This is a genomic window from Citrobacter sp. BDA59-3 (assembly GCF_015167655.1).
Lineage (GTDB): Bacteria > Pseudomonadota > Gammaproteobacteria > Enterobacterales > Enterobacteriaceae > Phytobacter > Phytobacter diazotrophicus.
Map to the genome: position 1 here is coordinate 2,928,943 of NZ_CP063427.1, position 22,348 is coordinate 2,951,290.

The window sequence follows — 22,348 nt, forward strand, 5'->3', positions numbered from 1 at the left end:
TCAGCCCTGCCGCAGATGACGAAAATGCAAAATGTCGTCCAGCGGCATGGGTTCGCTAAACCAGTAGCCTTGTAACTGGTCGCAACCGGCCAATCGTAGCATCTTCATCTGCTTTTCATTTTCCACGCCTTCGGCCACCACCATCATTCCCAGCGCACTGGCGATACGAATTGTGCCGCTCACCAGCGCCGAGGCTTGTTCATCATCATCCACCAGTCCGGCCAGGGATTTATCAATTTTGATCGTTTCAAAATTAAAGCGTCTCAGGTAGCCGATACTGGAGTATCCGGTACCAAAATCGTCCAGTGCGACCGACATGCCCAGCGCTTTCAGGGTGGTAATAGCGATATGTGCGCGCTCCGGATTTTCCACTACATAGGTTTCGGTCACTTCCAGTTGCAGACGTGCTGGCGGGAAGCGCGTACTTTTCAGCACCTTCGCCACCTTATCTTCAAAATCCGGGTCGCGAAATTGCGCCGGGGAGATATTTACCGACAATTTTAAATCGCTATACGCCTGCAGATCGTTACAGGCACGACGCAGAACAAATTGCCCCAGTTCGTAAATCAGGCCACTGGTTTCCGCAATCACAATAAAATCATCGGGCTTAAGTTCTCCACCCGGGCGGCGCGGCCAGCGGACAAGTGCTTCGACGCCAACCATCGCCAGGCTACGCGCATCCACAATGGGCTGATACCAGACATCGAATTCATCGCGTTCCATACCGTTACGGATATCATTTTCAATCAGCAACTGCCGCTCGCGAGCACTGTTCAGCGCCGCATCGTAATGCGTGATGCGCCCTTTGCCGATACTTTTTGAGTGGTACATGGCGATATCGGCACGGCGGAAAAGCTCAGTACTGGTGCACTCCACCAGCGTGCCGCTGGCGATGCCAATACTGGCTCCAATATGGATCGTCCGCTCTCCCACCTGGATGGGGTTATTCAGATACGCCAGGACATACTCGGCAAATCTTGCGGTCTGCTCCTCTGCCCAGGGGCCGCCAATGGTCATGGCAAACTCATCGCCCCCCATCCGCGCCAGCATCCCCTGCGTCGGCACTTTCTCCCGTAACGTCTGGGCGATAGTTCTGATCAGGCGGTCCCCCACGTCATGCCCGTAAATGTCGTTCACATCCTTGAACCCATCAAGATCGACAAAGGCGACGCTCATCATACTGGTGTCGCCCCGCGCGGCGAGCTTATCGAGATGTTCAATCAGGGCGCGGCGATTAGGCAGGTGGCTCAGCCAGTCGGTTAAGGCAATCCGACGGGCAATATTTTCCCCTTTCGCCAGCTTATACAACCCGGCGCTGCTCAGGAGAATAAACAGGAGGATCAATCCCGATGCCAGCAGGGCGATTTGACGAATATTGGCAGAGGCCGCCTCGGCAGCTTCCGCGCCCGGCAGGCGCCGTGACCAGTCTAACCAGCCCAGCACTTCCCCCGCCGAACTTTCCAGCGGCACGGCGAATTCATCCGGCTTCTGCTCCGTGAACGCTAAATCGGCTATCTGGAAGGTATCGCCCAGCTCTTTAAGAATTTGTGTATTCAGGTGGCGGGTAATCACCAGATAACGTCGGGTATTATCATTAACCGCTAAATTACCCACCATCGGGCGGATAAGGCCTATCCCTATAAATGCGGTGCCGCTGCGGGTACGGGTAATCCCGGCATAAATGTCATTACTGGAAATCAGTGAAGCCGAATTATTACGGATGAGCGCCTGTAAACCCTTGCCAAAAAAATCGAGCGAATGTTCCGTAAATGTGGCGCTGTGAAACGCTCCCCATAATACGTTGAAGTTTTCATCAAGAATAAAGGTGCCGTCATAGAGATTATTGACTTTAAATCCCTCACCCCAGGTTTTGTAGAGCCATTGTGTATCAAGCTGTGGGCGATACGCTTCCCGCACCGCGTCATCCCAGACGGCGTTATCAATGACCAGCGAGCGCACGCGATTTACCGAGGTCTGAATCGCCCCCTGCACGGACAGTACGGTACGGTGTTCATCAATTTCGTTGGCTTTGCTACTGATCAGATGTAATGAAAGGTAGAGCAGCGCAACGATAGAAAAAATAAGCCCAATCCCTGCCAGGAAGATCATGACGAACAGGGTTTTGGCATTCGGGATATTCCGCCAGCTAAATGGGTTCAACATGCACTGCCCCCTCTATCCTTAACAGGAAAAACAGCCAGTTGAGGACTTCCGTTAACTAAGCGTAATACAGTCGGTGGATTTCGCTGCCTCTGATTCGGGCAGCGATCACATCAGGCGAGTTTTATTAGTATCATACCCACAACCAGTAAGATAACCCCCATCCAGCCTTTATTATTCAGACGCTGGCCGAAGAGGATCCAGCCCGCCGCCAGGGTCGCGGCAATGCCAAACCCACCCCAGAGCGCGTAAGCTACTGACAAATCTATCCCTTTTACTGCCTGAGACAGCGCAGCAAAGGCACCAAGCACCGCCACCAGCGAGCCAATTCCGTATAATTTATGGCGAAAACCGGCTGAAAATTTAAGGAAAATATTGCCGACGATCTCCAGCACAATGGCCACCGCCAGCCAGGCGCCGTGAACCCACTCAAACTGTTGCATTGCGGCGCTCCTGCGGCGTCTTAGCCGCTTTCTGGGTGCCCGATTTGATAAGCACAATCCCGACCACCAGCGTCATCAGCCCGGCAATTTTCATCGGCGAGAGCGCTTCATCAAACAACACAACGCTAAACAGGGTGATCAATAAAATACCGATCCCTTCCCACAGGGCATAGGCCACCCCGAGGGCAATCTTTTTAACCGCGAATGATAATAAAATATATGACAGTGCAATCATCACCAGCATCAGAATAAAACCGGCGTGTCCGTTGGTCACACTTGCCCACTTCATTGATAATGTGCCGGTTATTTCAGCCACAATGGCCAGCGCTAATAATATCCAGTAAATCATCATGTTTCTCCTGCTTGAGAATATAATCCTGCAGGGTTCTTCCCTAACGGAAAACCCAGAGCGTAAAAAATGGAAGTCGCGTGGTTTACGCGAACCTGAGCAGAGAGAAAAGGACTATAGCGCCGAGCGCCAGTGTTGTTCGCCGGAAAGCAGAAAGACAGAAGAAGTAAGACGGGGAAAGCCAGAAATGAACGTCCTGAACAGATTATCCATAAAATTACAATATCCGCACATTGCTTCTCATCGCGGCGGAACGATTGTCCTCAGTAGTAAAACACGCCCTATTTCTACCACAGGGCCTGTTTTTCCTCAAATTCTTTTCACTTCTTTACCTGTGCTCACCGGCTTGTGGAAATGGTATCACAGCCGCCGGTGAAAAATATCGGCGGCGGCAATACAGATTATTGTTCCGATTTCATCGCCAGCGCACGGTCTTCGGCAAGTAAATTCCATGATGCAATAAACAGCCCGGCAATCATTGGCCCCAGCACAAAACCGTTAATGCCAAAGAATTGCAACCCGCCAAGCGTAGTCAGCAAAATTAAATAATCGGGCATTCGGGTATCTTTGCCGACTAATAATGGCCGCAGGATATTATCAGCCAGCCCGACCACCACGACAAAATAGAGCGTCATCATTGTACCGGTGATAATTTCCCCGGTGGAGAAGAGAAAAATAGCCGCCGGAACCCAGATAAGCGCCGTACCGACCGCCGGGATCAGCGACATGAATGCCATCAGCGAACCCCACAACAGGCTGCCGTTAATGCCGGAAAACCAGAAGCCGAAGCCTCCCAGCGCCCCCTGCACAATTGCTACCACCAGTGTCCCTTTCACCGTGGCGCGGGAGACGCTGGCAAATTTATGGAACAGGCGGCGTTTGATTTTGTCCGTCAGCGGAATAGCCGTAAATATTCTGCGAACCAGCCGGGAGCCGTCTTTCAGTAAAAAGAACAGCAGATAGACCATCAGACAGAAACTGACGGTAATACTCAGGGTATTTTTACCAATAATCACTGCGCTGCCCGCCAGATATCGCCCGGAGCTCAGCGCCACGCCCGATAATTTTTCGCGAATGGCGCCTACAGAATCAAAGTCATTGTCACGTAAATATCCCTGCGCCCAGCCGGGCAGATAACTAATACTGTCAGTAAAGAGTTGTGGTAAATCCGTGGCGTTATTTTGCAACCGTTGATAAAGCGCATTAATTTCCGCAATCAGTGACGTAACAATAACCATTAATGGAATAAAAACCAATACGCAGATAAGCAGTACAGTCAGCAACGAAGCAATGCCGTCACGCCCCCGTAACCAGGCGGATAATTTCACCCGCAGCGGATAAAAAATAAGCGCCAGAATAACGGCCCAGATAATAGCTGCATAGTACGGCTGGATCAGGCTAAAAAACGCCACACTGACCAGCAACAACAGAACGATAAAAAAGAAATTATGGGTTTTCAATGCCGTCATTTTCGCCATCCAATGGTTAAACTGCTGCTAAGTGTAGTGGCTGGCCCAGTGAATGTAAAAAACGTCCACCGCCGCGAAATAATAAAATAGCGTTTTTTCCCTTATTATTCTCAAGGTTGCCTGCGGCCAGACGAGGGCCAGAAATACCCGAATCGCGCATTTTTTCATCATCCAACAAAAATCCTTGTGCCATCAATCTCTTCACAAAAATCGCAGCGAGGCGGCTTGATCGATACTCCTTTTTGGCGATACTGTATATAAACACAGTAAAACATAAAAACAGTAACCATGGATGTTTCAGCGGCGAAAGCCTCACCTTTATCAGGACGTCTACAGGTTTGTCAGGCAGCCTTATGCCTGCCATTACGTGGGAGCGACATGCAATGACAACCAGCGCTTTTCCCAGCCCGGCGGCCGATTACATCGAAGGCGCGATCGACCTGGTGGCACACTTGATTAGCCACCCGTCCGCAACCTATGTACTGCGCACCGCCAGCGATGCTATGTGCGGCGCGGCGATCCTGCCCGGCTCCTTACTGTTGGTGGACAGCAGCCTGCAACCGGCGGATGGCGATATCGTCGTCGCCCGCCTGCTGAGCGGTTTTACCGTCCGGCGTTTACGCCTCTCACCGCCGCGCCTGGTGGCAGAGAACGAAAACTATCGCACGGTATACATTGATGAGGAGGAAGGCGCGCATATTGTGGGCGTCGTCACCACTATCATCACGACGCCCCGGCGCGCCCTGCACGTGCGCGCGGCCAGCGTGCGGGGGTGAAGATGCGGTCACACCAGGCGGATACCGGCGTCGATAAAAAAGAGCCCCCCGGTACAGCCACGGGCGTCATCGGAGGCGACAAACAGCGCCATAGCGGCAACGTCCCGGCCTTCAAGGGTGATATCCAGCGACTGCATGGCCTGGATCTCCTTTTCGGATTCCGGCGTGCGCCACAGCGCCTGCTGACGTGGGGTGGAAATCGCCCCCGGCACGATGCAGTTAACGCGAATGCCCGATGGCCCCAGTTCGCGCGCCAGCGTCTGGCTTAGCCCGACAATCGCCGCCTTTGACGTGGTGTAACCGGACATGCCCGGTCTGCCCTTCATAAAGCTGGTGGAGCTGGTCAGAATGATGTTGCCGCCCTCGCCTTTTTGCATCAGCGCGGCAACGGCCTGACTGGCAAAGAATTGGTGGTCAAGATTCACCGCCAGGCTCTCGCGCCAGGCCTCCGGCTCCACCGTGAAGGTATCGGTCCGGTCGTCACGGGCGGCGTTATTGATCAGCACATCAATGCGGCCTTCCCGGGCGGCAATGTTGTTGATTGCCTCGCGCAACGCGGCAATATTTCGCACATCGACCGGATGAAAACAGGCGCCACGAGCCTGCGCCAGCGCACTCCCCGCCGTCATATCGATATCCAGAAAATGTACCCGGCTCTCCTGCTGGCGAAACGCCGCCACCAGATCCGCGCCAATCCCGCTGGCCCCGCCGGTGATCACCACCACTTTGTTTTGCAAACTCCCGTAACGGGTATAACGATGTTCGGTCATCTTTCTGTCCCATCTGGCGCCAGTAACGCCTGCATTATAGAACCGTCGAGGGTAGCGCGTTTAACGCCAGGCCGATAAGCAATGGTTGCGCCCGTCTGTCGCGCTCCTCCCCCTGGGTTAAGATGACATACCCATGGGCTCTGATATTAAGTGACAACGTCACGCAATAACTCTACAGGCGCGGTTGCGGCAGCGACTTTTTGACAGGCGGCATCATTAATCCATCGACGCCAAAGACAATCGCGTTCCTGTTCATTACCTCCCTCAGCGTTAATTGAGTCGCACGCCGCTTGCGGCATCAAACAGATGAGCATGACGGGCATCCGGCAGAATTTTCAACGTTTCACCCGGCAGTGCCGCCACGCGCTGATGAAACAGCGTGGTCACTTTTTGCTGGCCGATATTGAGTAGGATCTGCGTTTCCGAACCGGTGGGTTCCACCACGTTGACATGGGCATCGATCGACGCCCCCGGCGTCAGCACAAAGTGCTGTGGTCGCACCCCATAGAGCACTCGCTGCCCGATATCCAGCCCCGGCGTCTGGGCTACCGGCAGGGCAATGCCGTCATCGGTCATCACGATGCCAGGCCGCTCCACGTGTCCGGTGAACAGGTTCATTGATGGCGAACCGATAAAGCTCGCAACAAAGGCGTTGGCCGGGCGGTCGTACAACTCCAGCGGCGTGCCCACCTGCTCAATATGCCCGTCGCGCAGCACCACGATACGGTCAGCCATGGTCATGGCCTCAATCTGATCGTGAGTGACGTAAATCATGGTGGTGTTAAGCCGCTGATGCAGCGCCTTGATTTCAGTGCGCAGCTCCACGCGCAGTTTGGCGTCGAGGTTAGAGAGCGGCTCATCAAACAGGAACAGACGCGGATGGCGCAGGATCGCGCGGCCCATTGCCACACGCTGGCGCTGCCCGCCGGAAAGCTGCGACGGTTTACGCGCCAGCAGCGGCGTCAGCCCTAACGTGTCGGCGGCCTGGCGCACCTGGCTGTCAATTTTCGCCTTCGCCACGCCCTGCATTTTGAGCGAGAAACCGAGGTTATCCGCCACCGTCATGTGCGGATAGAGCGCGTAGTTCTGAAAGACCATCGCCATGTTACGCTCCTGGGGCGAGAGATCGTTAATCACCTCGCCGTCCAGAATCAGCTCGCCGCCGTCGATACCCTCCAGCCCGGCAATCATACGCAGCAGCGTTGATTTTCCACAGCCGGACGGCCCCACCAGGGCAATAAATTCGCCGTGGTGAATGGTCAAATCCAGACCAGGGATAATGGTCTGCCCGTTAAAACGTTTTGCGATGTTGTTGAGTGTCAGGGTTGCCATTATTAATCCTTAAGTCCACCAGCGGTTAAGCCCTGTACCAGATAGCGCCGCACCAGCAGGGTGAAGGCAACCACCGGCAACATCACCAGCGTGCCGCTGGCGGCGATTTTGCTCCACTCCCACCCTTCGTATTGCAGAAAATTCACAATGGCGACCGGGGCGGTAATGGCGTTAGTACGGGTTAAAATCAGGGCGTAGAAAAAGTCGTTCCACGAGAAGATGAAACAGAGAATGGCAGTCGCCGCGAGGCCCGGTTTAACCAGCGGCAGCGACACCCGCCAGAAACTGCCCCACAGGGAGCAGCCATCCATCCACGCCGCCTCTTCCAGCGTGACCGGAATGGCGGCAAAGAAGGTCTGCATCAGCCAGATAACGACCGCCAGGTTAAAGGTGAGATAGACAAGCGCCAGTCCGATAATGGTGTCCTGCAGGCCAAGCCAGCGAAAGGCGAGAAAGAACGGAATGGTAAAGGCGATGGGGGGCGCCATGCGCGTCACCAGGATCCACAGCGCCACATAACGACGGGCGCGAAAACGCCAGCGCGTCAGCACCCAGGCGGCAGGTACGCCGAGCAGGAGCGAAAATACCGTGGAAATCACGCTGACCATCAGGCTGTTGCCAAACGGCTGCAGGAAATTCCCGGCAATCAACTGGCGATACGCCTCCAGCGTGGGCGTGAAAAACAGCGTCAGGTCGAACGCATCCATCGACGGGCGCAACGACATGATGACCATCCACAGGAAAGGTGCGAGAAACAACACCAGCAGCAGTAACGCCGCCAGCGTGCGCTTGCCTTTGAAACGCCACTTTTTGCGCCGCGTAACGGTGAGCGCGAGCGGACGGCGTTCATCAGTGTGCTGTACTGTCATCATTCCACCCCGCACGGCCAATCAGCCAGCTTAAAATAAACACCCCGACCAGGATCACCACCGCGATGGCGCTGCCGTATCCCCACCAGGAAAAGTTAAAAGCCTGAATAAAACCGTAGTAGTTAGTGACTTCTGTCACCGAGCCCGGTCCGCCGTCCGTGAGGATGTAAATCAGCGGAAAGGCTTTGAAGCTGTCGATCAGACGAAACAGAACGCACACCGCCAGTACCGGTTTGAGGTGCGGCAATACGATGTAGCGGAAGATGTTGAATGACGAGGCACCGTCGAGGCTTGCCGCTTCGCGCGGTTCACTGGGCACCATTTGCAGGGCCGCCAGCACCATCAACATGGTGAACGGAAACCACTGCCAGACGTCGGCCACCACTATCGCCCACAGCGCGGTGTCCGGGTTGGCGATAAGCGAGTTCAGAGGCAGGTTGATGCGCTCCAGAATCTGGTGCAGCGGGCTGATGTCCGGGGTGTAGATAATTTTCCAGATCAGCGCCACGATAATCGGCGGCAGTACCATAGGGATGAGCAACAAAGTACGCACCCCGTTGAGCAGCCGCGATGAGCCATTCAGCAGCAGCGCCAGCAGCAGTCCGATCAGCACCTGGAAGAAAACGCTCACCACCGATAGCTTAAGCTGCGTCACCAGCGAGTTGAGAAAGCGGTCGTCATGCAGCAACTGCTGATAGTTCACCAGTGGGTTGCTAAAGGTGAATGTCGCTTCCGGGTTAGTCAGGCTGAACGGCGTGAGGCTGGTGACCAGCAGCGCCGCCGCCGGGACCAGGGTTAACAGCGTCAGCACCACAAGCGACGGCGATAACCCCAGCAGCCAGGCGTAATGCTGGCGTTGACGCCAGCTTTTGAGTTGTGCCATCGTTTCAATTCCATAGAGCCTGAACTACAGGCGTAATTGTTGCAGGCAGTTTGGACCCGGACAGCGCGGAACAACCGGAGCGTACTTGAAGTACGTGAGGATTATTAGCTTCGCACACCCTCCGGGCCGCCCTAACGGGCGTTCAAAACGCTATGCGTTTTGTGTGAGCCCTGCCCAGGGCCAAAATGACAAATAAAATAGCCTGTATTCAGGCTCTAAATCTTCGCCCCGGCGCGTTTTAAATCCGCAATCGTCCCGGCCTGCGCCTGGGCCATCGCCTCTTTTGCCGAAAGCTGGCCGGAGGCAATAAGCGCAATGGCTTTGTTCAATTGCTGGTCAACCTGCGGATAAAACTCCACGGTGCGGTATTTCATGTAACCGCCCTTGCCCGCCTGGTCGATGGCATCAATGGAAAGCTGCGCCAGATCGACGCCGTTGATCACCTGCTTAGAACGGAACACCGGCGAGTCGATATCGCTGCGCCGGGTCGGTGAACCGTATCCGGCGGCCAGCGTGCGTGCCGTGTTCTGTTTCGAAAGCGCCCACTGGATAAACGCCCACGCCGCCTCTTTATTTTTCGAACCTGCCGGGATACCCAGCGCATGGGTCGCCATGCCGGGGAACCACCCTTTTGGCCCGTTGACCATTGGGCCAAAATGAGCCGTGTTCAGAGTGCGCGAGCTTTCCGCATTGCCCAGTTGTGCGAGGTAGGTCTGGCTGGCGTCAGAGAGGTTCACCCTTCCCTGTTTTAGCGCCTGCAAGGACTGGTCGGCGGTATAGGTGATGCCGCCGTTCGGGCCAAACTCGCGAATAAGGCGGGCAAAATAGTCAGCCGCCTGCACCGCTTCCGGGGTATCCAGCGTCGGGAACAGGTCATCCGGCGGCGCGCGGAACACGTTGCCGCCAAAGGCCTGCAGATAGGGAATAAAGGTCCAGCCATAGTGATTGTCGGTGACATACCCGGCGACGCGCTCTTTCTTGTTCACCGCCTGTAGAACCTTCACCAGATCATCGGTGGTTTTCGGGAATGCCAGCCCGGCCTGTTGAATCAGATCATAGCGTGAGGCCCCGGTCAGCATGGCTTCCACCACATAAGGGATGCCGTACAATTTGCCATCGCGTCCGGTTTCCGCCGCCAGGGTAGCAGGCAGAAAATCCTGTAACCCCCAGTCAGCCGGCGTGAGATTGGGATTGGCGACAAACTCATCCAACGGGGTCAGCCAACCCGCGTTGATCCAGCGGCTGGTGTAGATAAAGGTGACGTTGACCACGTCATAGGCCGATCCGCGTGTCGACAGTTCCAGGTCGGCACGCTGGTTGTAAACCGGGAAAGCAGGCGTATCGAGCTGCACTTTTGCCCCGGTCAGGGCTTCAAATTCCGGCAGCCACTGGCGAATCAGTTGCGGCCAGGCGGTACTGAAGGTGGAGACATTGAGCGTCACGCCATCATATTTGCGGGCCACATTTGCCCCCCGCGCGATAGCCGGGATCATGCTGTAGACCCCGAACGCCGCCATAGCCTTGAGTAAATCACGACGCTGCATAGTTCACTTCCCTGTCTGGGGTTTCGTTTACGGCATCCTGCGGACGAGTTACGGTGCGGCTACGGCTGCCGTCAATGGCGACGGCCGGTTCGCCTTCAATAGTGACGCGACGGACCAGACGTGGCTGGTTGCCATAATCATTGACGGCGTAATGCTGAGTGCTGCGGTTATCCCAGATAACCACATCGTCCTGCTGCCACTGCCAGCGCACGGTATTTTCCAGGCGAGTAATACGATTTTGCAGTAATTCAAAAAGCTGCGCCGATTCACGGCTGTTAAAGCCGACCAGTTTTTTCACAAAGTGACCAAGTAATAAGGCGCGCTCGCCGGTTACCGGATGAACATGTACTACCGGATGTTCCGCTTCCCATACGGAAGAGACAAAAACATTTTTATGGTGATTAAGGCGATGTTCTTCGGTGACAATACGTTCTGCGCCGTAGTCGTAATTATTACTGTGAATAGCGCGCAGTGTGCCGACAAATTGTTTTAACGATTCCGGCAATAATTCATAGGCTAATGCGGTATTCGCCCAGACGGTATCACCACCATATTCCGGGATGGTGACACCGCGCAGAATGGATATTTTCGGGAAAGCATCCACAAAGGTGACATCAGTGTGCCAGGAGTCAGCCCGACCACCACCTTTGGAGGCATCCAGCTCGAACAATTTGGTGCCCGCAGGCGACGGCACCGTAGGATGCGCCACGATCTTACCCAGACGCGCACCGAAGGCCTGATGGGCTTCATCGGTCAAATGATGCTGTTTACGGAAGAATAAAACCTTATATTTTACGAGTGCATTTTCAATTTGCTGAATATGGTTATCATCAAGATCAGCCGAAAGCGAAATATTGCGTATCTCCGCGCCAATATTTCCGGCAACGGGGTAAATGTCCAGTAAATCAGTATCGTGACGGGCAATGCGCTGGGTTGAGGTCATGGTTGTTTTCCTTCAAAATTGTCCGGAAATCAACTCTAGTAATAAACGAAGTGTGACTAAAAAGATTTTTTGGTAATAAATATATTAACCGTTCCTGAGTAAGCTAAGTTGAAAAACAGAATTAGAATGGTGGGTGGCGGAACATCATGCATTTTTATATTAATTAAGGGGAATAGTTTTTGATCCTGGTCAGATTAAGTGACCATAACACCTCGCTTTCGTATATGCGAAATATGGGAATAAGATCGTTATAAAGTGAATATAGATGTGCCGGATGAACATGGAGCGCATCTGGTGCGCGAAGCGTGCCCTGGGCAACAGCCAGGACCGTGAAGATGCCGTTAAAAACGGCTAATAGCATATTAGCCAGCCATCAGGTTTTCTCTGTTATAGAAACATAATTTCCGTAACGCCAACGCGAATGACTTTCATTATTAAATCACTTTAATAATGCCATGCAAAAAAAATAATTTCCAGGCAGATATAACCGCATTGTGAAAATAATGTAAATTTTCACACGAAAGTTGTATTTTGCATGTATCATAACAGCAGCGGGTTTTCCTGGTGAACACCTCTCTCTTCCGTTTCTTAATCCGGCGTATAAATGACCACACAAGTTTCTGTCCTTAAAGAAATTCACAATCTTAATTTGTCATATCTTTTACTGGCACAACGCGTAGCAACTGAAGATGCCAAACAAGCCGAAAGCTTTTTAAACATGGACATTGAATTAATTCAGACGGTTAAGCAACTAACCGCCACGCAAATACTCGCGCTGGCGCAGACAAATCAGTGCATCATTAAAGTTAAACCAAACCTGATCACTCCCCTTGCTGAACCGACCGGTGCTCAGGCCATTCACGGTCAATCTCAGCGTCGGCGTTAAGATATTTCTCTTTTAAATATTTGCGGGTGTCGAATATTGTATTGCTTTGAGAATCTTTACGGGAATCACTCTTTTTAACATTCACCTTTGAAAGGCTACTTTTTTGCAATTCATGGCGCCATTCCACTGGTGTTGACGAAGGTCGCAGGAATGAACAGCGATAACAGATAAAGTCCCGGGGAGTATGGCCGATAATCACGATAAGTGCGGTTTACCTCTCAGGTCTGAGAGCATGACTGAGAGAAGGTTAATACTGTACCGAGCGTGCACGTTGGATAACCATAAAGACAGGGGAATGTTGTCAACAATGCCACTGCAAATACTGAGAACTCTCCACCACAGGATCGGCATTTACGCATTATCCATAGTGTTAACCTTCGGTGCCCTGTATGGCGCAGGCCTGGGGGTGTACTATATCTATACCCATGAAAAACTGGAAGATTATGCTGAATCCATTCTGACACGCAGCAATAGCCTTATTTCGCAAGTTAAACTGATTGATGGGCTGCGACAAGAGTTTGCGGTCTATGAACCATGCAGTGCTCAATACCAGCAGGCGCTGCGTAAACGGCTGTGGCCTTACCCCCTTATTAAAGATATCGCCTATGTTGAGGATGAGAAAATTGTCTGTTCGGCCCTCTGGGGAAAACTGAACGCGCCCCTTTCGTTGAACATGTTCAGAAATAAGGTCAACCGGGGGAGCTATACGTGGGTCTTTGATGCGCAGATTGAAGAAAACATTACGGCAGACGTCTTTTATACCAGTAATTTCGCCATAACGGTGTCACCTTTTGCCTTCCAGCGTTTTTGGGAGGAAGCCAATAAGATGGATTTTGATGCCATCATAGGTGATTTCAAACATGAAAATCATTTTTTTATGATTGGGAAAAACACACAATTACTGGAGTCTGTAGAACATAACAAAGCACATTTCTGGTTGTATTTTACGGAGCATGCCTGTAATAGTACGAATGACATTTGCGTTATTGCCGGGACATCACTTCCTTTATTTTTCAAAAACAATCTGTATATCCTGATTTCTCTGTTTAGTGCATCGCTTATCATCGGTCTGTTGATTGGCGCGCTGTACGTTAATAACGTGTCACATAAAGAGTCTTTACTTTCCCGACTGAAACACGCAATCGAAAACCGCGAGCTGCATTTTGTCTATCAACCCATCTACAGGCTTAAAGACCGCCAAATAACTGGCGTCGAGGTATTGTTACGCTGGACGGATCCTCAAATCGGACGTATCGGCCCGGATATATTTATTCCTCTTGCGGAAAAAAATGGCTTAATAAATAAGATTAGCCTGTATGTGGTTGAGCATTCCATTAGAGAGTGTGCGCCGATACTGCAGAACAGCGATATCACCCTTAGCATCAACGTCAGTTGCGCGGACATCTGCTCGGAGGAGTTTCGTGAAAAACTACTCAGCACGTTAAAAGATGAAAACGTTGCAGGCGAATCGATCATTCTTGAAATTACAGAAAGGCAAAGTTCCGGTACAGAAGATATTAAGCGTTCGATGGACCTTTTTAAGGGGACCGGTATTATGTTTGCCCTCGACGATTTCGGAACCGGTTATTCAAACCTGAACTGGCTTTCCTTGCTTGACGTGGGCGAAATTAAGATTGATAAGTCGATAACGGATTCAATAGGAACAGAATCCACCAATAAAGATATTCTTCCTGGTTTGATAGAGATGTTTAAAAGCATACCTAAAATAGTGGTCTTTGAAGGGGTGGAGACAGACATACAGTATCAGTTTTTGAAAGATAACGTACCGGGAGGCTGCGCGCAGGGGTGGTACTTTGCAAAAGCGGTTCCTTTAAGCGAACTCCGTAGCGTCCTTACCGGTCCCTGCGGCTCATTGCCTGCCTGAGTTTTTCGCCCTGGCAGGCCCGCGCTGTATGATACCACTAAGCTCCCGCCCATAACCGCTGCGCACGCAATCTAGAACGACGTTGCCTTACACAGCGGGCAATTGTGACAAAACTCCACAGGTTGCACCGTTTTGTAATAAAAACAGCAGGTGCGGCGAAAGCGCACCCTGTTTCCCGCCACGTCTTTTTGCAGGGGCCGACGAAAACGTCTTAACGGGTTCCATGGCAGGCCAAACAGTGACGGGTCACCCTCTTCCAGCAGCCAGGCAAAATCCGCCTGTTGGCGCTTCTCCTGATCGGCGCTAAGCCCCTCCATCCGTCCCTGATATAAGGAGTAGACCCGCACAGCGGTATTTTCCCAGAGAATGTGCTCCGGCAAACCGCTCACCTGTGACAGGCTCTGCCACAGCGGCGCGAAAAACGTTCTGAATAAGGTACTGACAACGGTTTCACGCCACGCATCACGCGCACCTGGGGCGTACCCCGTCGCCGTAATATCGGCTGGCAACGACGATGTCCACAAACCGTTATCGTGCGCATATTCCAGTCGACACGCCGTGAGTGATAACGGCAGGCCTTTATCAAACACACTCATCGCGTAAAGCACACTTCCGGATGCGAGAAATGCCACTCTTTTGGCGAAAAGCGACGCGGCAATCGCCAGGTCCGGCGCACCGATAAGCGGCATCACGCGCGCAAGTACCTCCCGACAGGTTTGCGCATCCCGCAGTGCCTCGCCCGGCACGCTTCGCCAGTCTGCCTGTGCGAGTGAGCGCAGGCGAAACACGGTTTGCAGGTACGTATGTTCCTCACTCGTCAGCATGCGATTCTCCCGGAAAAGGAATGCACAACGGCGTATGGAAGAAAGGATCGTCAATAATCCGACAGCGCAAATTAAACACCTTGTTCACCAGAGCTTCCGTCATGATCTGCTTTGGCGCCCCTTGCGCATACACCCGGCCTTGATGTACGGCCACCAGGTGATCGGCATAACGACAGGCCAGGTTCAGGTCGTGCAGTACCATCACAATGGTTTTGCCCTGCAGCTGATTGAGGCCGCGCAACAGTTCCAGAATCTCAATCTGATGCGCCAGGTCAAGGTAGGTTGTGGGCTCGTCCAGTAACACGGTGTTTGTCGCCTGTGCCAGCGTCATGGCAATCCATACCCGTTGACGCTGCCCGCCGGATAACGCATCCACCGGGCGATGTTGCAGAGCGGAGGTTCCCGTCAGGCGTAACGCCTCCTCCACCTGCTGTTCATCTTCCGCTGACCACTGTCGCAGCCAGTTCTGGTAAGGAAAACGCCCGAGGCTGACCAGTTGACGCACGGTGATACCCTCCGGTGCGACGGGGGTTTGCGGCAAGATGGCCAGTTGGCGGGCAATCTGCGCCGTATTGCTGGTGTGAATGTCCGCGCCATCAAGAATGACCGTCCCTGACTGTGGCGTCAGCAGTCGCGCCATGGCTTTAAGCAGCGTGCTTTTACCGCAGCCGTTGCTGCCAATCAGCACCGACACTTTTGCCGCTGGCAGGGCTAAATCCAGCGAATCGATCACCTGTTGCTGGTGGTAGCTGATGCTCAGCTTTTGCGTTGTGAGAGACACGTTTTCCTCATCGGTTACGTTCGCTGCCGGATAAGCAGCCATAAAAAGAACGGCGCACCGGCCAGCTCCACAAAAACCCCGGCCGGAATATCAGCGGGCCGAAACAGGGTTCGGGCCAGCAGATCGGCGGTGGTCACCATGCAGCCCCCACAGCAAACGGTAACAAAGGCCTGACCAAAAAAGCCCTGACGCATCACCCGCCTGGCAATGTGCGGCGCTATCAGACCGACAAAAGCCATTGCCCCCACCAGCGCAATCGCCCCGCCGGAGAGCACCACGCAACCGAGCAACAACAGCACCCGCAGGGGATGTACTCGCACGCCGAGTCCGGTCGCCAGCTCATCATGCAATTGCAACGTTTTCAGGTAGCGCAGCAAAAAAACCACCACCGGAAGTGCCCAGAGATAAATCGTCAGCAGCCTTAGCACCTTCTCCCAGGTCGCGGCATAGACGCTGCCGCTTAGCCACACCCAGGCGGAAAAGGTGGTGGTAAGCGGGCTAAAGACCAGAACTAACGTGACGACCGCCCCTGCCAGCGCCGAGACACCGACACCGGTCAGAATCAGGCGCAGCGGCGTGAGCCCTTTACGCCAGGAGAGCAGGAAAATCAGCCCAACAGCGCAGGCCGCGCCTGCCATCGCCGCCCAGGGCATCCCTGCGCTGCCGTATTGCAGGCTGAAAAAGGAGAGCCATATCAGCGCACCGGCGCTTGCTCCGGTCGTTACGCCCAGGGTATCCGGCGAGGCCAGCGGGTTACGTACCAGCGTTTGCATGATGAGCCCGGCCATTCCTAACCCGCCTCCGGCCAGTAGCGCCAGCGCCACGCGCGGTAAACGTAACTCATGCAGAATAAAACTCTGCGGACGGGCGTCAGGCTGGAACAGGAGCCAAAAGGTTTGCGGCAGCGAAATCGCTACATCGCCGATACTCAGCGCCACAAGGGTGACGAGCATGGTGATGAGTAAACAAGCCAGCAATACTGGCAGCAAACGCGGCGAGAACTGGCGTGAAAAGGGCCCCACACGGAAAAGTTGGCTATCCGGCATGGTTCCCCCTGCGCTGCGCCAGCAAAATAAAGAACGGCGCGCCCATGAGCGCCGTCATCACCCCCACCGGAACCTCCTGCGGCAAAATCACAACCCGGGCGGCAATGTCTGCGCCCAGCAGCAGCAAAGCACCGAGCACGGCACTGGCCGGGAGCGACTGGCGCAGATCGCTGCCAAACAACTGGCGGGCGATATGCGGCACAATAAGCCCGACAAAGCCGATATTGCCCGCCAGCGCTACCGCGCAGCCCGCCAGTCCAATCACCAGGACGCTTGCCAGCAACCGTACCAGTGCGATGTTGAGCCCGAGCCCACGGGCGATCTCTTCGCCAGCGTTCAGCACGTTCATTTGCCCGGCGAACAGGCAGGCAGCGACCACCAACAGCACGCCAGGGAGCAGTACCGGGTACAGATGCACAAGATCATTTCCAGCAAGACTGCCCGCCAGCCAGAACAGCATGGTATCGAGCGTTTCCTGGTCAATAACGAGTATCGCCTGAGTAAAGGCGTTACACAGCGCGGTAATGGCAACACCTGCCAGCACCAGGCGCAGTGGATTGAGCGGGCCTTTGCTAATGCGGCTGGTCAACCAGACCAGCGTGCCGGTGGCAAACGCGCCGGTAAACGCCAGACACAATGTGACCCAGGGGGAGCTAATGGCGAAAAAACTGCCCACCAGCACAATCATCAACGCCGCACCGGCATTAACGCCAAACAGCCCCGGCGCGGCTAACGGGTTGCGGGTTAATGCCTGCATCAAGCCGCCCGCCACCGCCAGAAAAGCACCTACCCCCATTGCCAGCAGGGTACGTGGCAAACGTGAGGTGCGAATAATGGTATCCACCGCGCTGGTTGGGTCCGCCTGTAACAGCGCATTTGTTAACTGCGCGAAGGTATAAAAGCGGGTACCTGTCATCATACTGACTACCGCCATCACCACCAGTAACAGGCCACAGAGCAGAAATCGCCCTCTCATGCTCGCCCCCTGAGTAGCGCATATTCCACATCGTTGAGGATTTGATTCGCCCCCAGAATGCCGCCGGACAAACTCCAGGGCACGCTGTCCACGACCCATAATTGTCCCGCTCTCACCGCCCGCAGTTGCTGCCAGAGCGGATGTGCCGTGAGTATTTGATACTGCCGGGCAATCGCCGGACTGTTAGCGCGCAGTAAAATGAAAAAGATATCAGCGTCGAGTAAAGGAATATTCTCCATGCCGGAGAAACGTAACGAAGCGCTTTGCGCCTGCATCGCCTGTTCACTCCAGGCAAAACCCAGTTCGGACATCACCGAGCCCGGAAAGCTTTGCGCAACGTAGCTACGAATATGATCAGGGCGCACCTCAATCACCGAAACCTGCGGGCCGTTCGCCGTATCAAATCGCGTCCGGATAAGGTTACGCAGCGTGGCAACGCGCGCATCCCAGCGCTCAAGCAGTTGTGCCGCGGCGCTTTTCATCGCCAGCTTTTCTGCCACGACCCTCAGTGTTTTTTTGAACTCAAAGACATCATCAAGCAGCGCTACAGGGGCAATTTTTTGCAACAGCGGCGCGACATCCTGGTGACGGAAGCGGGAGGCAAAAATAATGTCCGGGTTGAGCAATACGATTTTTTCCAGCGCAGGCTGCGTCTCAAGCCCGAGCTGTGGTACGCCGGAGAGCTGCGGGCGCAAATAACGATAAACCGGTTTCTCCGTCCAGGACTCAACAATGCCAGCGGGTGTGGCACCCAGCGCAGCCATGCTGTCGGTCGCTCCCTGGAAAAGTGACACGGCGCGCGGCGCGGCCGGTTGACGGGCAAACAGCGTCGGTGAGACAACACCCAGCAACAGCGACTGGAGCGCGCGGCGGCGCGTCAGAGAAAATGAGAATGTGTTTTTCATCATCATTGATACCGCCCCGGAAAGGGGCGGTCTGAGTCAAAAATCAATACTGTAGCCGAGCGTGGCTGTGCGCCCGCGTCCGGCGAAATAGCGGTCCGGATCGACGGACGCGCTCTGGGAATAGTAGGTGACGTACTGCTTATTCAGCAGGTTAGAGATACCGAGATTCAGCTTACCGTAAGGCAGTTTGTAACCCACGGCAGCATCCACCAGCGCATAGCCCGAAAAGTCTTTCTCCGCGTCGTCGAACGCTTTACTTAACGCCCAGTTAGCCTGCAGGAACGTGCTCAGTTCGGCATTCCAGTTGGCCGACCAACTGGCGATGATACGATCCGGGGAGATATTCAGGCCATCAAGTTTCGCATCCAGGCTGCCGTTGTCATCGCTGTCATAACGACCGCGCATGTGCGACCAGGCTAACGTCAGCTTGTGGTCCGCATTAGGGCTGTAGCCCGCGCTAATTTCGACGCCATCAATTTCTGTTTTTTCGCGACGGGCAACAAACGCATCATTGACCAGTTCCACGCGACTCCCCAGTTTCGAGGTGGATTTGTAATAACTGGCTTCGAGGTCAAACGGGGCTTGCTGCACCCGGAACCCGACCTCACTGTTTTTCGTGACGATGGGCTGCAGGCCGCTGTAGTCATTGAGTTTTACCCCCGGCGTATCGATGCCGCGCAGTACGCGCCCGACATCCGGCACGGTAAAGCCTTCACTGTAGCTGGCAAACAGGCTGAGCGGCTCAATGGGGGTCCACACCACACCCGCGTTATAGAGCGTCTTGTCGAAGGACGGTGTTCCGCCCTCCACTTTCACACGGTCATTCGCCCACACCGTCTGATAGCTGTCGATGTTCAGACGCGCGTACTCATAACGCACACCGCCGCTTAACTTCACCGATTCGACAGGCGAAAACTCCATTTGCAGGAAAGGAGACAGGTCGGTGTAATTAATTTCCGGCACATAGGTGCGCCCGGTAGACCACAAATCCTGTTTCGAGTTATCAAACAGGGTATCGAAACCCAGTGTCGCTTTGATGCGATCATCCCAGATATCGTCCCTGGTCAGCGCAATTTTACTGCCATACTTTTCGGTATAGGCCCGGCTCTGATCGTAGAGGGTGCCAATGGGCGCAATGGCAGGATCCTGGAAAGAGGAGGAGTTGGTTGCGCCAAACAACGCTTCATAGCGCTGATAGTAAGCGAGCGCCGTCAGCTTCATGCCCGCAAGGTTATGGTTATCGTAGGTTGTGCCCACGGTCCAGACATCGTTGTGGGGGGCGCTGCCTTCCGGGTTGCCCTTCACCGAGGTGGTGAGCACGCCAGCGTCGCGGTCGCCCCTCACACTGACGTAGTTATCTTTGTTTTTCAGACGGTAACGGTTGAGGCTCAACTGTATGCGCTGATCGTTATCCAGCCAGTATCCCACTTTGGCCAGCATGTCCCATGCGCGGGAATCCATCAGGTCACCCTGCGTATTATCAACACCAATGGCGTGATTCTTCGCATCCTTAAACAGACCCTGATCTTCATAGCTCAGCGAGAAAAGGTAGTCGATATACTCTTCGCTGCCATTGATGCTGTAGTTGGTTTTATATGCCTGGGTATCACGGTCAAATTCCGCCGTCGGGGTGATGGTTTCCACGCTGAAATGTTGGTTTACGGTGCCCGGCTGCGCGCGTTTCGTGATGATATTTATCACACCGCCCGTGGCGCCGACGCCGTTGCTGGCGTTCGCCCCTTTGATCACCTCAATGCGCTCAATCATCGATGAGTCAATGGTGTGCATTTCACGCCCGGTCGGGCGCAGCGGGTTTGACTGTGGAATACCGTCAATCATCACCAGCGGCATACGTCCGCGAAGCGTCTCTCCACTGCCGGACATTTTCTGTCGTGGAGGCGAAAATGACGGCAGTAAATTGCTGAGGATCTGTGAGGTGTCCGAGGTGATTTGCCGTTGCTGGGCAATTTCTTTTTCGCTTATCACCTTAATGACCTGGGGGGAATCATTACGTGACCCCTCCGTACGTGTCGCGCTAACAATCAATTCATCATCACTACTTGTCGCATCCTGCGCATAAAGCGGCGACGTAAAGACCAAAGCCATCGCGCCGTATAAAGGGGAAAATCGCATGCAAACAACCCTCAATCATTATTCCCCATCTTTTTTGGGGATCATTCCGTAAAATAAACAAATAACAACAATAAGAAATATTTTGATAATGATTATCAATATCATGAATGAAATGTAAAGCAGAGATGCGAATTTTTGCGCAATGCACAGTAAACGCATTATGCGGGCGCATATGACGCCTCACTGGCGGTTAACACCGCTGCATTACCAGCGCTGCGCTAAAAAGGTGTTTTTACAGGTGGAGGATCCGGTGACGCTGGCGGACAATAGCGCGACCCGCAATAGCGGGTCGCGACATCCGGCGTGAATGAGATATTGAGAATAGCGTCCCTGCTGAGGCGCTCATCCAGAAAGCGGTGATCGTGGTTGTTAAGCCCCAATAAGCTTGAGTTGAAGATGCTGACTGACCATACGCAACGGGTTGCCCGTAACGTTTTAGAATTTCTTATCCTTAAACACAGTTTGCAGCATCATGTAACGCTTAACGTTGCGTAAGCACAGTAAGCTTCTAAAAACCCGAAAAGACATCGGTTTTTTGCGAATATAGTAAAGTGTGAAAAGTTGGTACTTCTTGCTTGTCTTGTCAAACTTATCGCTATGTTTTTTATAAAAAGAGAAATAACCCGAAAATTTCTTCCTGGAAGCGGTTATTCTTACTTCACCGTGGTTTACATAAAGAATTTGCGTGGCAAGGTTCAGTTTAAACGGTCCGCCATATTGCTCTGCCAGTCGGTAAAACGCATCATAATCCTGCGCTGCGGCAAGCTGCGTATCAAAAAGGACAGTTTGCAAACGCGATGTTAAGGTGAAAACCTGATTTCCGACAATATTCTTTTTGTTAAATAATTGCTGGTTATAATCTGGTTTTGGATAAAGCCTTAAACTCTCCAGCGAGAGATAACCTGACGCATCACAAATATAATCATCGGCATATAAAAATGCATGCTGATTCAGTTTGTGTTGTTCTTTGAGAAAGGATGTGAGACGGTTTGGCAACCACTCATCATCATCGTCAATGCCAGTGATAAAATAACCATTCGCAAGCTTAATCGCCTGATTTCTCACAGCACAAGCGCCGGAGTTAAAATCATTTCTGATATATTTTATACGAGGGTCCGCCAGACCTTCAATAAACCCTTGAAGGTTAAGGTAATTGGGAGAGAAATCATCAACAATGATCAACTCCCAGTTCTCGTATTCCTGTTTCAGGATCGATTCAACAGCGCGCTTTGCTAATTCCTCTCTGTTCCACGTGGGCATATAGATGGAAACCAGCAGATTGGGTTTTACTACGGAATCAGATAACGCGTCTGACTCGGAAACCGTTTTGTAAAAACTCGCATTTTCAGGATCGCTTTCCGTAAAGTTCACACC

General features: G+C 53.3%; 23 protein-coding genes. 5 read left to right on the top strand and 18 right to left on the bottom strand.

Annotation, left to right across the window (positions count from 1 at the left end; translation table 11 throughout):
* The 3 genes from IP582_RS13710 to mdtJ form a co-directional block, all read right to left on the bottom strand.
* On the bottom strand, positions 1-2,163 hold the full coding sequence (locus IP582_RS13710) for a bifunctional diguanylate cyclase/phosphodiesterase (RefSeq protein ID WP_193793505.1): 2,163 nt from the start codon (positions 2,161-2,163) through the stop codon (positions 1-3).
* A 110-nt stretch (positions 2,164-2,273) separates the two neighbouring features.
* On the bottom strand, positions 2,274-2,603 hold the full coding sequence (gene mdtI / locus IP582_RS13715; protein ID WP_193793506.1) for a multidrug/spermidine efflux SMR transporter subunit MdtI: 330 nt from the start codon (positions 2,601-2,603) through the stop codon (positions 2,274-2,276).
* On the bottom strand, positions 2,590-2,952 hold the full coding sequence (gene mdtJ / locus IP582_RS13720) for a multidrug/spermidine efflux SMR transporter subunit MdtJ (RefSeq protein WP_039078836.1): 363 nt from the start codon (positions 2,950-2,952) through the stop codon (positions 2,590-2,592). Before mdtJ ends, mdtI begins: the two co-directional genes overlap by 14 nt.
* A gap of 1 nt (position 2,953) precedes the next feature.
* On the opposite strand from mdtJ, the gene IP582_RS13725 reads away from it, so the two are divergent.
* A complete protein-coding gene (locus IP582_RS13725; protein ID WP_193793507.1) occupies positions 2,954-3,328 on the top strand; it encodes a hypothetical protein in 375 nt (124 codons plus the stop codon).
* 25 nt (positions 3,329-3,353) lie between these two features.
* Here IP582_RS13725 and IP582_RS13730 read toward each other — a convergent pair whose 3' ends face one another.
* A complete protein-coding gene (locus IP582_RS13730; protein ID WP_193793508.1) occupies positions 3,354-4,421 on the bottom strand; it encodes an AI-2E family transporter in 1,068 nt (355 codons plus the stop codon).
* Positions 4,422-4,437: 16 nt separating this feature from the next.
* Complete coding sequence (locus IP582_RS13735) at positions 4,438-4,614, bottom strand: hypothetical protein (protein WP_193793509.1); 177 nt, start codon at positions 4,612-4,614, stop codon at positions 4,438-4,440.
* A 160-nt stretch (positions 4,615-4,774) separates the two neighbouring features.
* Between IP582_RS13735 and umuD the strand changes: the two genes are divergently transcribed.
* Entirely contained in the window at positions 4,775-5,197 is a 423-nt protein-coding gene (umuD, locus tag IP582_RS13740; protein ID WP_193793510.1) for a translesion error-prone DNA polymerase V autoproteolytic subunit, read from the top strand.
* An 8-nt stretch (positions 5,198-5,205) separates the two neighbouring features.
* Here umuD and IP582_RS13745 read toward each other — a convergent pair whose 3' ends face one another.
* The 6 genes from IP582_RS13745 to IP582_RS13770 form a co-directional block, all read right to left on the bottom strand.
* Positions 5,206-5,967 carry an SDR family NAD(P)-dependent oxidoreductase gene (locus IP582_RS13745; RefSeq protein WP_193793511.1) on the bottom strand — a complete coding sequence of 254 codons (762 nt, stop codon included), beginning with the start codon at positions 5,965-5,967 and terminating at the stop codon, positions 5,206-5,208.
* Between the two features lie 270 nt (positions 5,968-6,237).
* Complete coding sequence (locus tag IP582_RS13750) at positions 6,238-7,299, bottom strand: ABC transporter ATP-binding protein (protein WP_110296313.1); 1,062 nt, start codon at positions 7,297-7,299, stop codon at positions 6,238-6,240.
* Between the two features lie 2 nt (positions 7,300-7,301).
* On the bottom strand, positions 7,302-8,171 hold the full coding sequence (locus IP582_RS13755) for a carbohydrate ABC transporter permease (protein ID WP_228007894.1): 870 nt from the start codon (positions 8,169-8,171) through the stop codon (positions 7,302-7,304).
* Positions 8,149-9,051 carry a carbohydrate ABC transporter permease gene (locus IP582_RS13760; protein WP_193793512.1) on the bottom strand — a complete coding sequence of 301 codons (903 nt, stop codon included), beginning with the start codon at positions 9,049-9,051 and terminating at the stop codon, positions 8,149-8,151. Before IP582_RS13760 ends, IP582_RS13755 begins: the two co-directional genes overlap by 23 nt.
* A gap of 215 nt (positions 9,052-9,266) precedes the next feature.
* A complete protein-coding gene (locus IP582_RS13765) occupies positions 9,267-10,595 on the bottom strand; it encodes an ABC transporter substrate-binding protein (RefSeq protein WP_039078832.1) in 1,329 nt (442 codons plus the stop codon).
* On the bottom strand, positions 10,582-11,538 hold the full coding sequence (locus IP582_RS13770; RefSeq protein ID WP_193793513.1) for a TauD/TfdA family dioxygenase: 957 nt from the start codon (positions 11,536-11,538) through the stop codon (positions 10,582-10,584). Before IP582_RS13770 ends, IP582_RS13765 begins: the two co-directional genes overlap by 14 nt.
* Positions 11,539-12,142: 604 nt before the next feature.
* On the opposite strand from IP582_RS13770, the gene IP582_RS13775 reads away from it, so the two are divergent.
* Together IP582_RS13775 and IP582_RS13780 are read left to right on the top strand one after the other, a co-directional pair.
* The gene (locus IP582_RS13775) at positions 12,143-12,424 is read left to right on the top strand and encodes a flagellar transcriptional regulator FlhD (protein WP_052249241.1); all 282 of its coding nucleotides are present in this window, start codon (positions 12,143-12,145) and stop codon (positions 12,422-12,424) included.
* Between the two features lie 307 nt (positions 12,425-12,731).
* Positions 12,732-14,309, top strand: a complete 1,578-nt coding sequence (locus IP582_RS13780; protein ID WP_193793514.1) for an EAL domain-containing protein — start codon at positions 12,732-12,734, stop codon at positions 14,307-14,309.
* Between the two features lie 71 nt (positions 14,310-14,380).
* Here the strand turns inward: IP582_RS13780 and IP582_RS13785 are convergent, their stop codons facing one another.
* The 6 genes from IP582_RS13785 to IP582_RS13810 are packed head-to-tail and all read right to left on the bottom strand — an operon-like array spanning position 14,381 to position 20,947.
* Complete coding sequence (locus IP582_RS13785; RefSeq protein ID WP_193793515.1) at positions 14,381-15,133, bottom strand: IucA/IucC family C-terminal-domain containing protein; 753 nt, start codon at positions 15,131-15,133, stop codon at positions 14,381-14,383.
* The gene (locus tag IP582_RS13790) at positions 15,120-15,914 is read right to left on the bottom strand and encodes an ABC transporter ATP-binding protein (protein ID WP_370551771.1); all 795 of its coding nucleotides are present in this window, start codon (positions 15,912-15,914) and stop codon (positions 15,120-15,122) included. The genes IP582_RS13785 and IP582_RS13790 overlap by 14 nt, the downstream gene beginning before the upstream one ends.
* 14 nt (positions 15,915-15,928) lie before the next feature.
* On the bottom strand, positions 15,929-16,960 hold the full coding sequence (locus IP582_RS13795; protein ID WP_193793517.1) for an iron chelate uptake ABC transporter family permease subunit: 1,032 nt from the start codon (positions 16,958-16,960) through the stop codon (positions 15,929-15,931).
* Positions 16,950-17,936: an iron ABC transporter permease gene (locus IP582_RS13800; RefSeq protein WP_193793518.1), complete on the bottom strand. Its 987-nt coding sequence runs from the start codon at positions 17,934-17,936 to the stop codon at positions 16,950-16,952. The genes IP582_RS13795 and IP582_RS13800 overlap by 11 nt, the downstream gene beginning before the upstream one ends.
* The gene (locus IP582_RS13805; protein WP_193796276.1) at positions 17,933-18,844 is read right to left on the bottom strand and encodes an iron-siderophore ABC transporter substrate-binding protein; all 912 of its coding nucleotides are present in this window, start codon (positions 18,842-18,844) and stop codon (positions 17,933-17,935) included. The genes IP582_RS13800 and IP582_RS13805 overlap by 4 nt, the downstream gene beginning before the upstream one ends.
* A gap of 33 nt (positions 18,845-18,877) precedes the next feature.
* Positions 18,878-20,947 carry a TonB-dependent receptor gene (locus IP582_RS13810; protein ID WP_193796277.1) on the bottom strand — a complete coding sequence of 690 codons (2,070 nt, stop codon included), beginning with the start codon at positions 20,945-20,947 and terminating at the stop codon, positions 18,878-18,880.
* Positions 20,948-21,146: 199 nt separating this feature from the next.
* Between IP582_RS13810 and IP582_RS25475 the strand changes: the two genes are divergently transcribed.
* Positions 21,147-21,281, top strand: coding sequence for a hypothetical protein (locus tag IP582_RS25475; protein ID WP_255520017.1), 135 nt, complete (start codon positions 21,147-21,149; stop codon positions 21,279-21,281).
* A 128-nt stretch (positions 21,282-21,409) separates the two neighbouring features.
* Here IP582_RS25475 and wcaA read toward each other — a convergent pair whose 3' ends face one another.
* Complete coding sequence (wcaA, locus tag IP582_RS13815; protein ID WP_255520052.1) at positions 21,410-22,234, bottom strand: colanic acid biosynthesis glycosyltransferase WcaA; 825 nt, start codon at positions 22,232-22,234, stop codon at positions 21,410-21,412.
* Positions 22,235-22,348 lie beyond the last annotated feature (114 nt).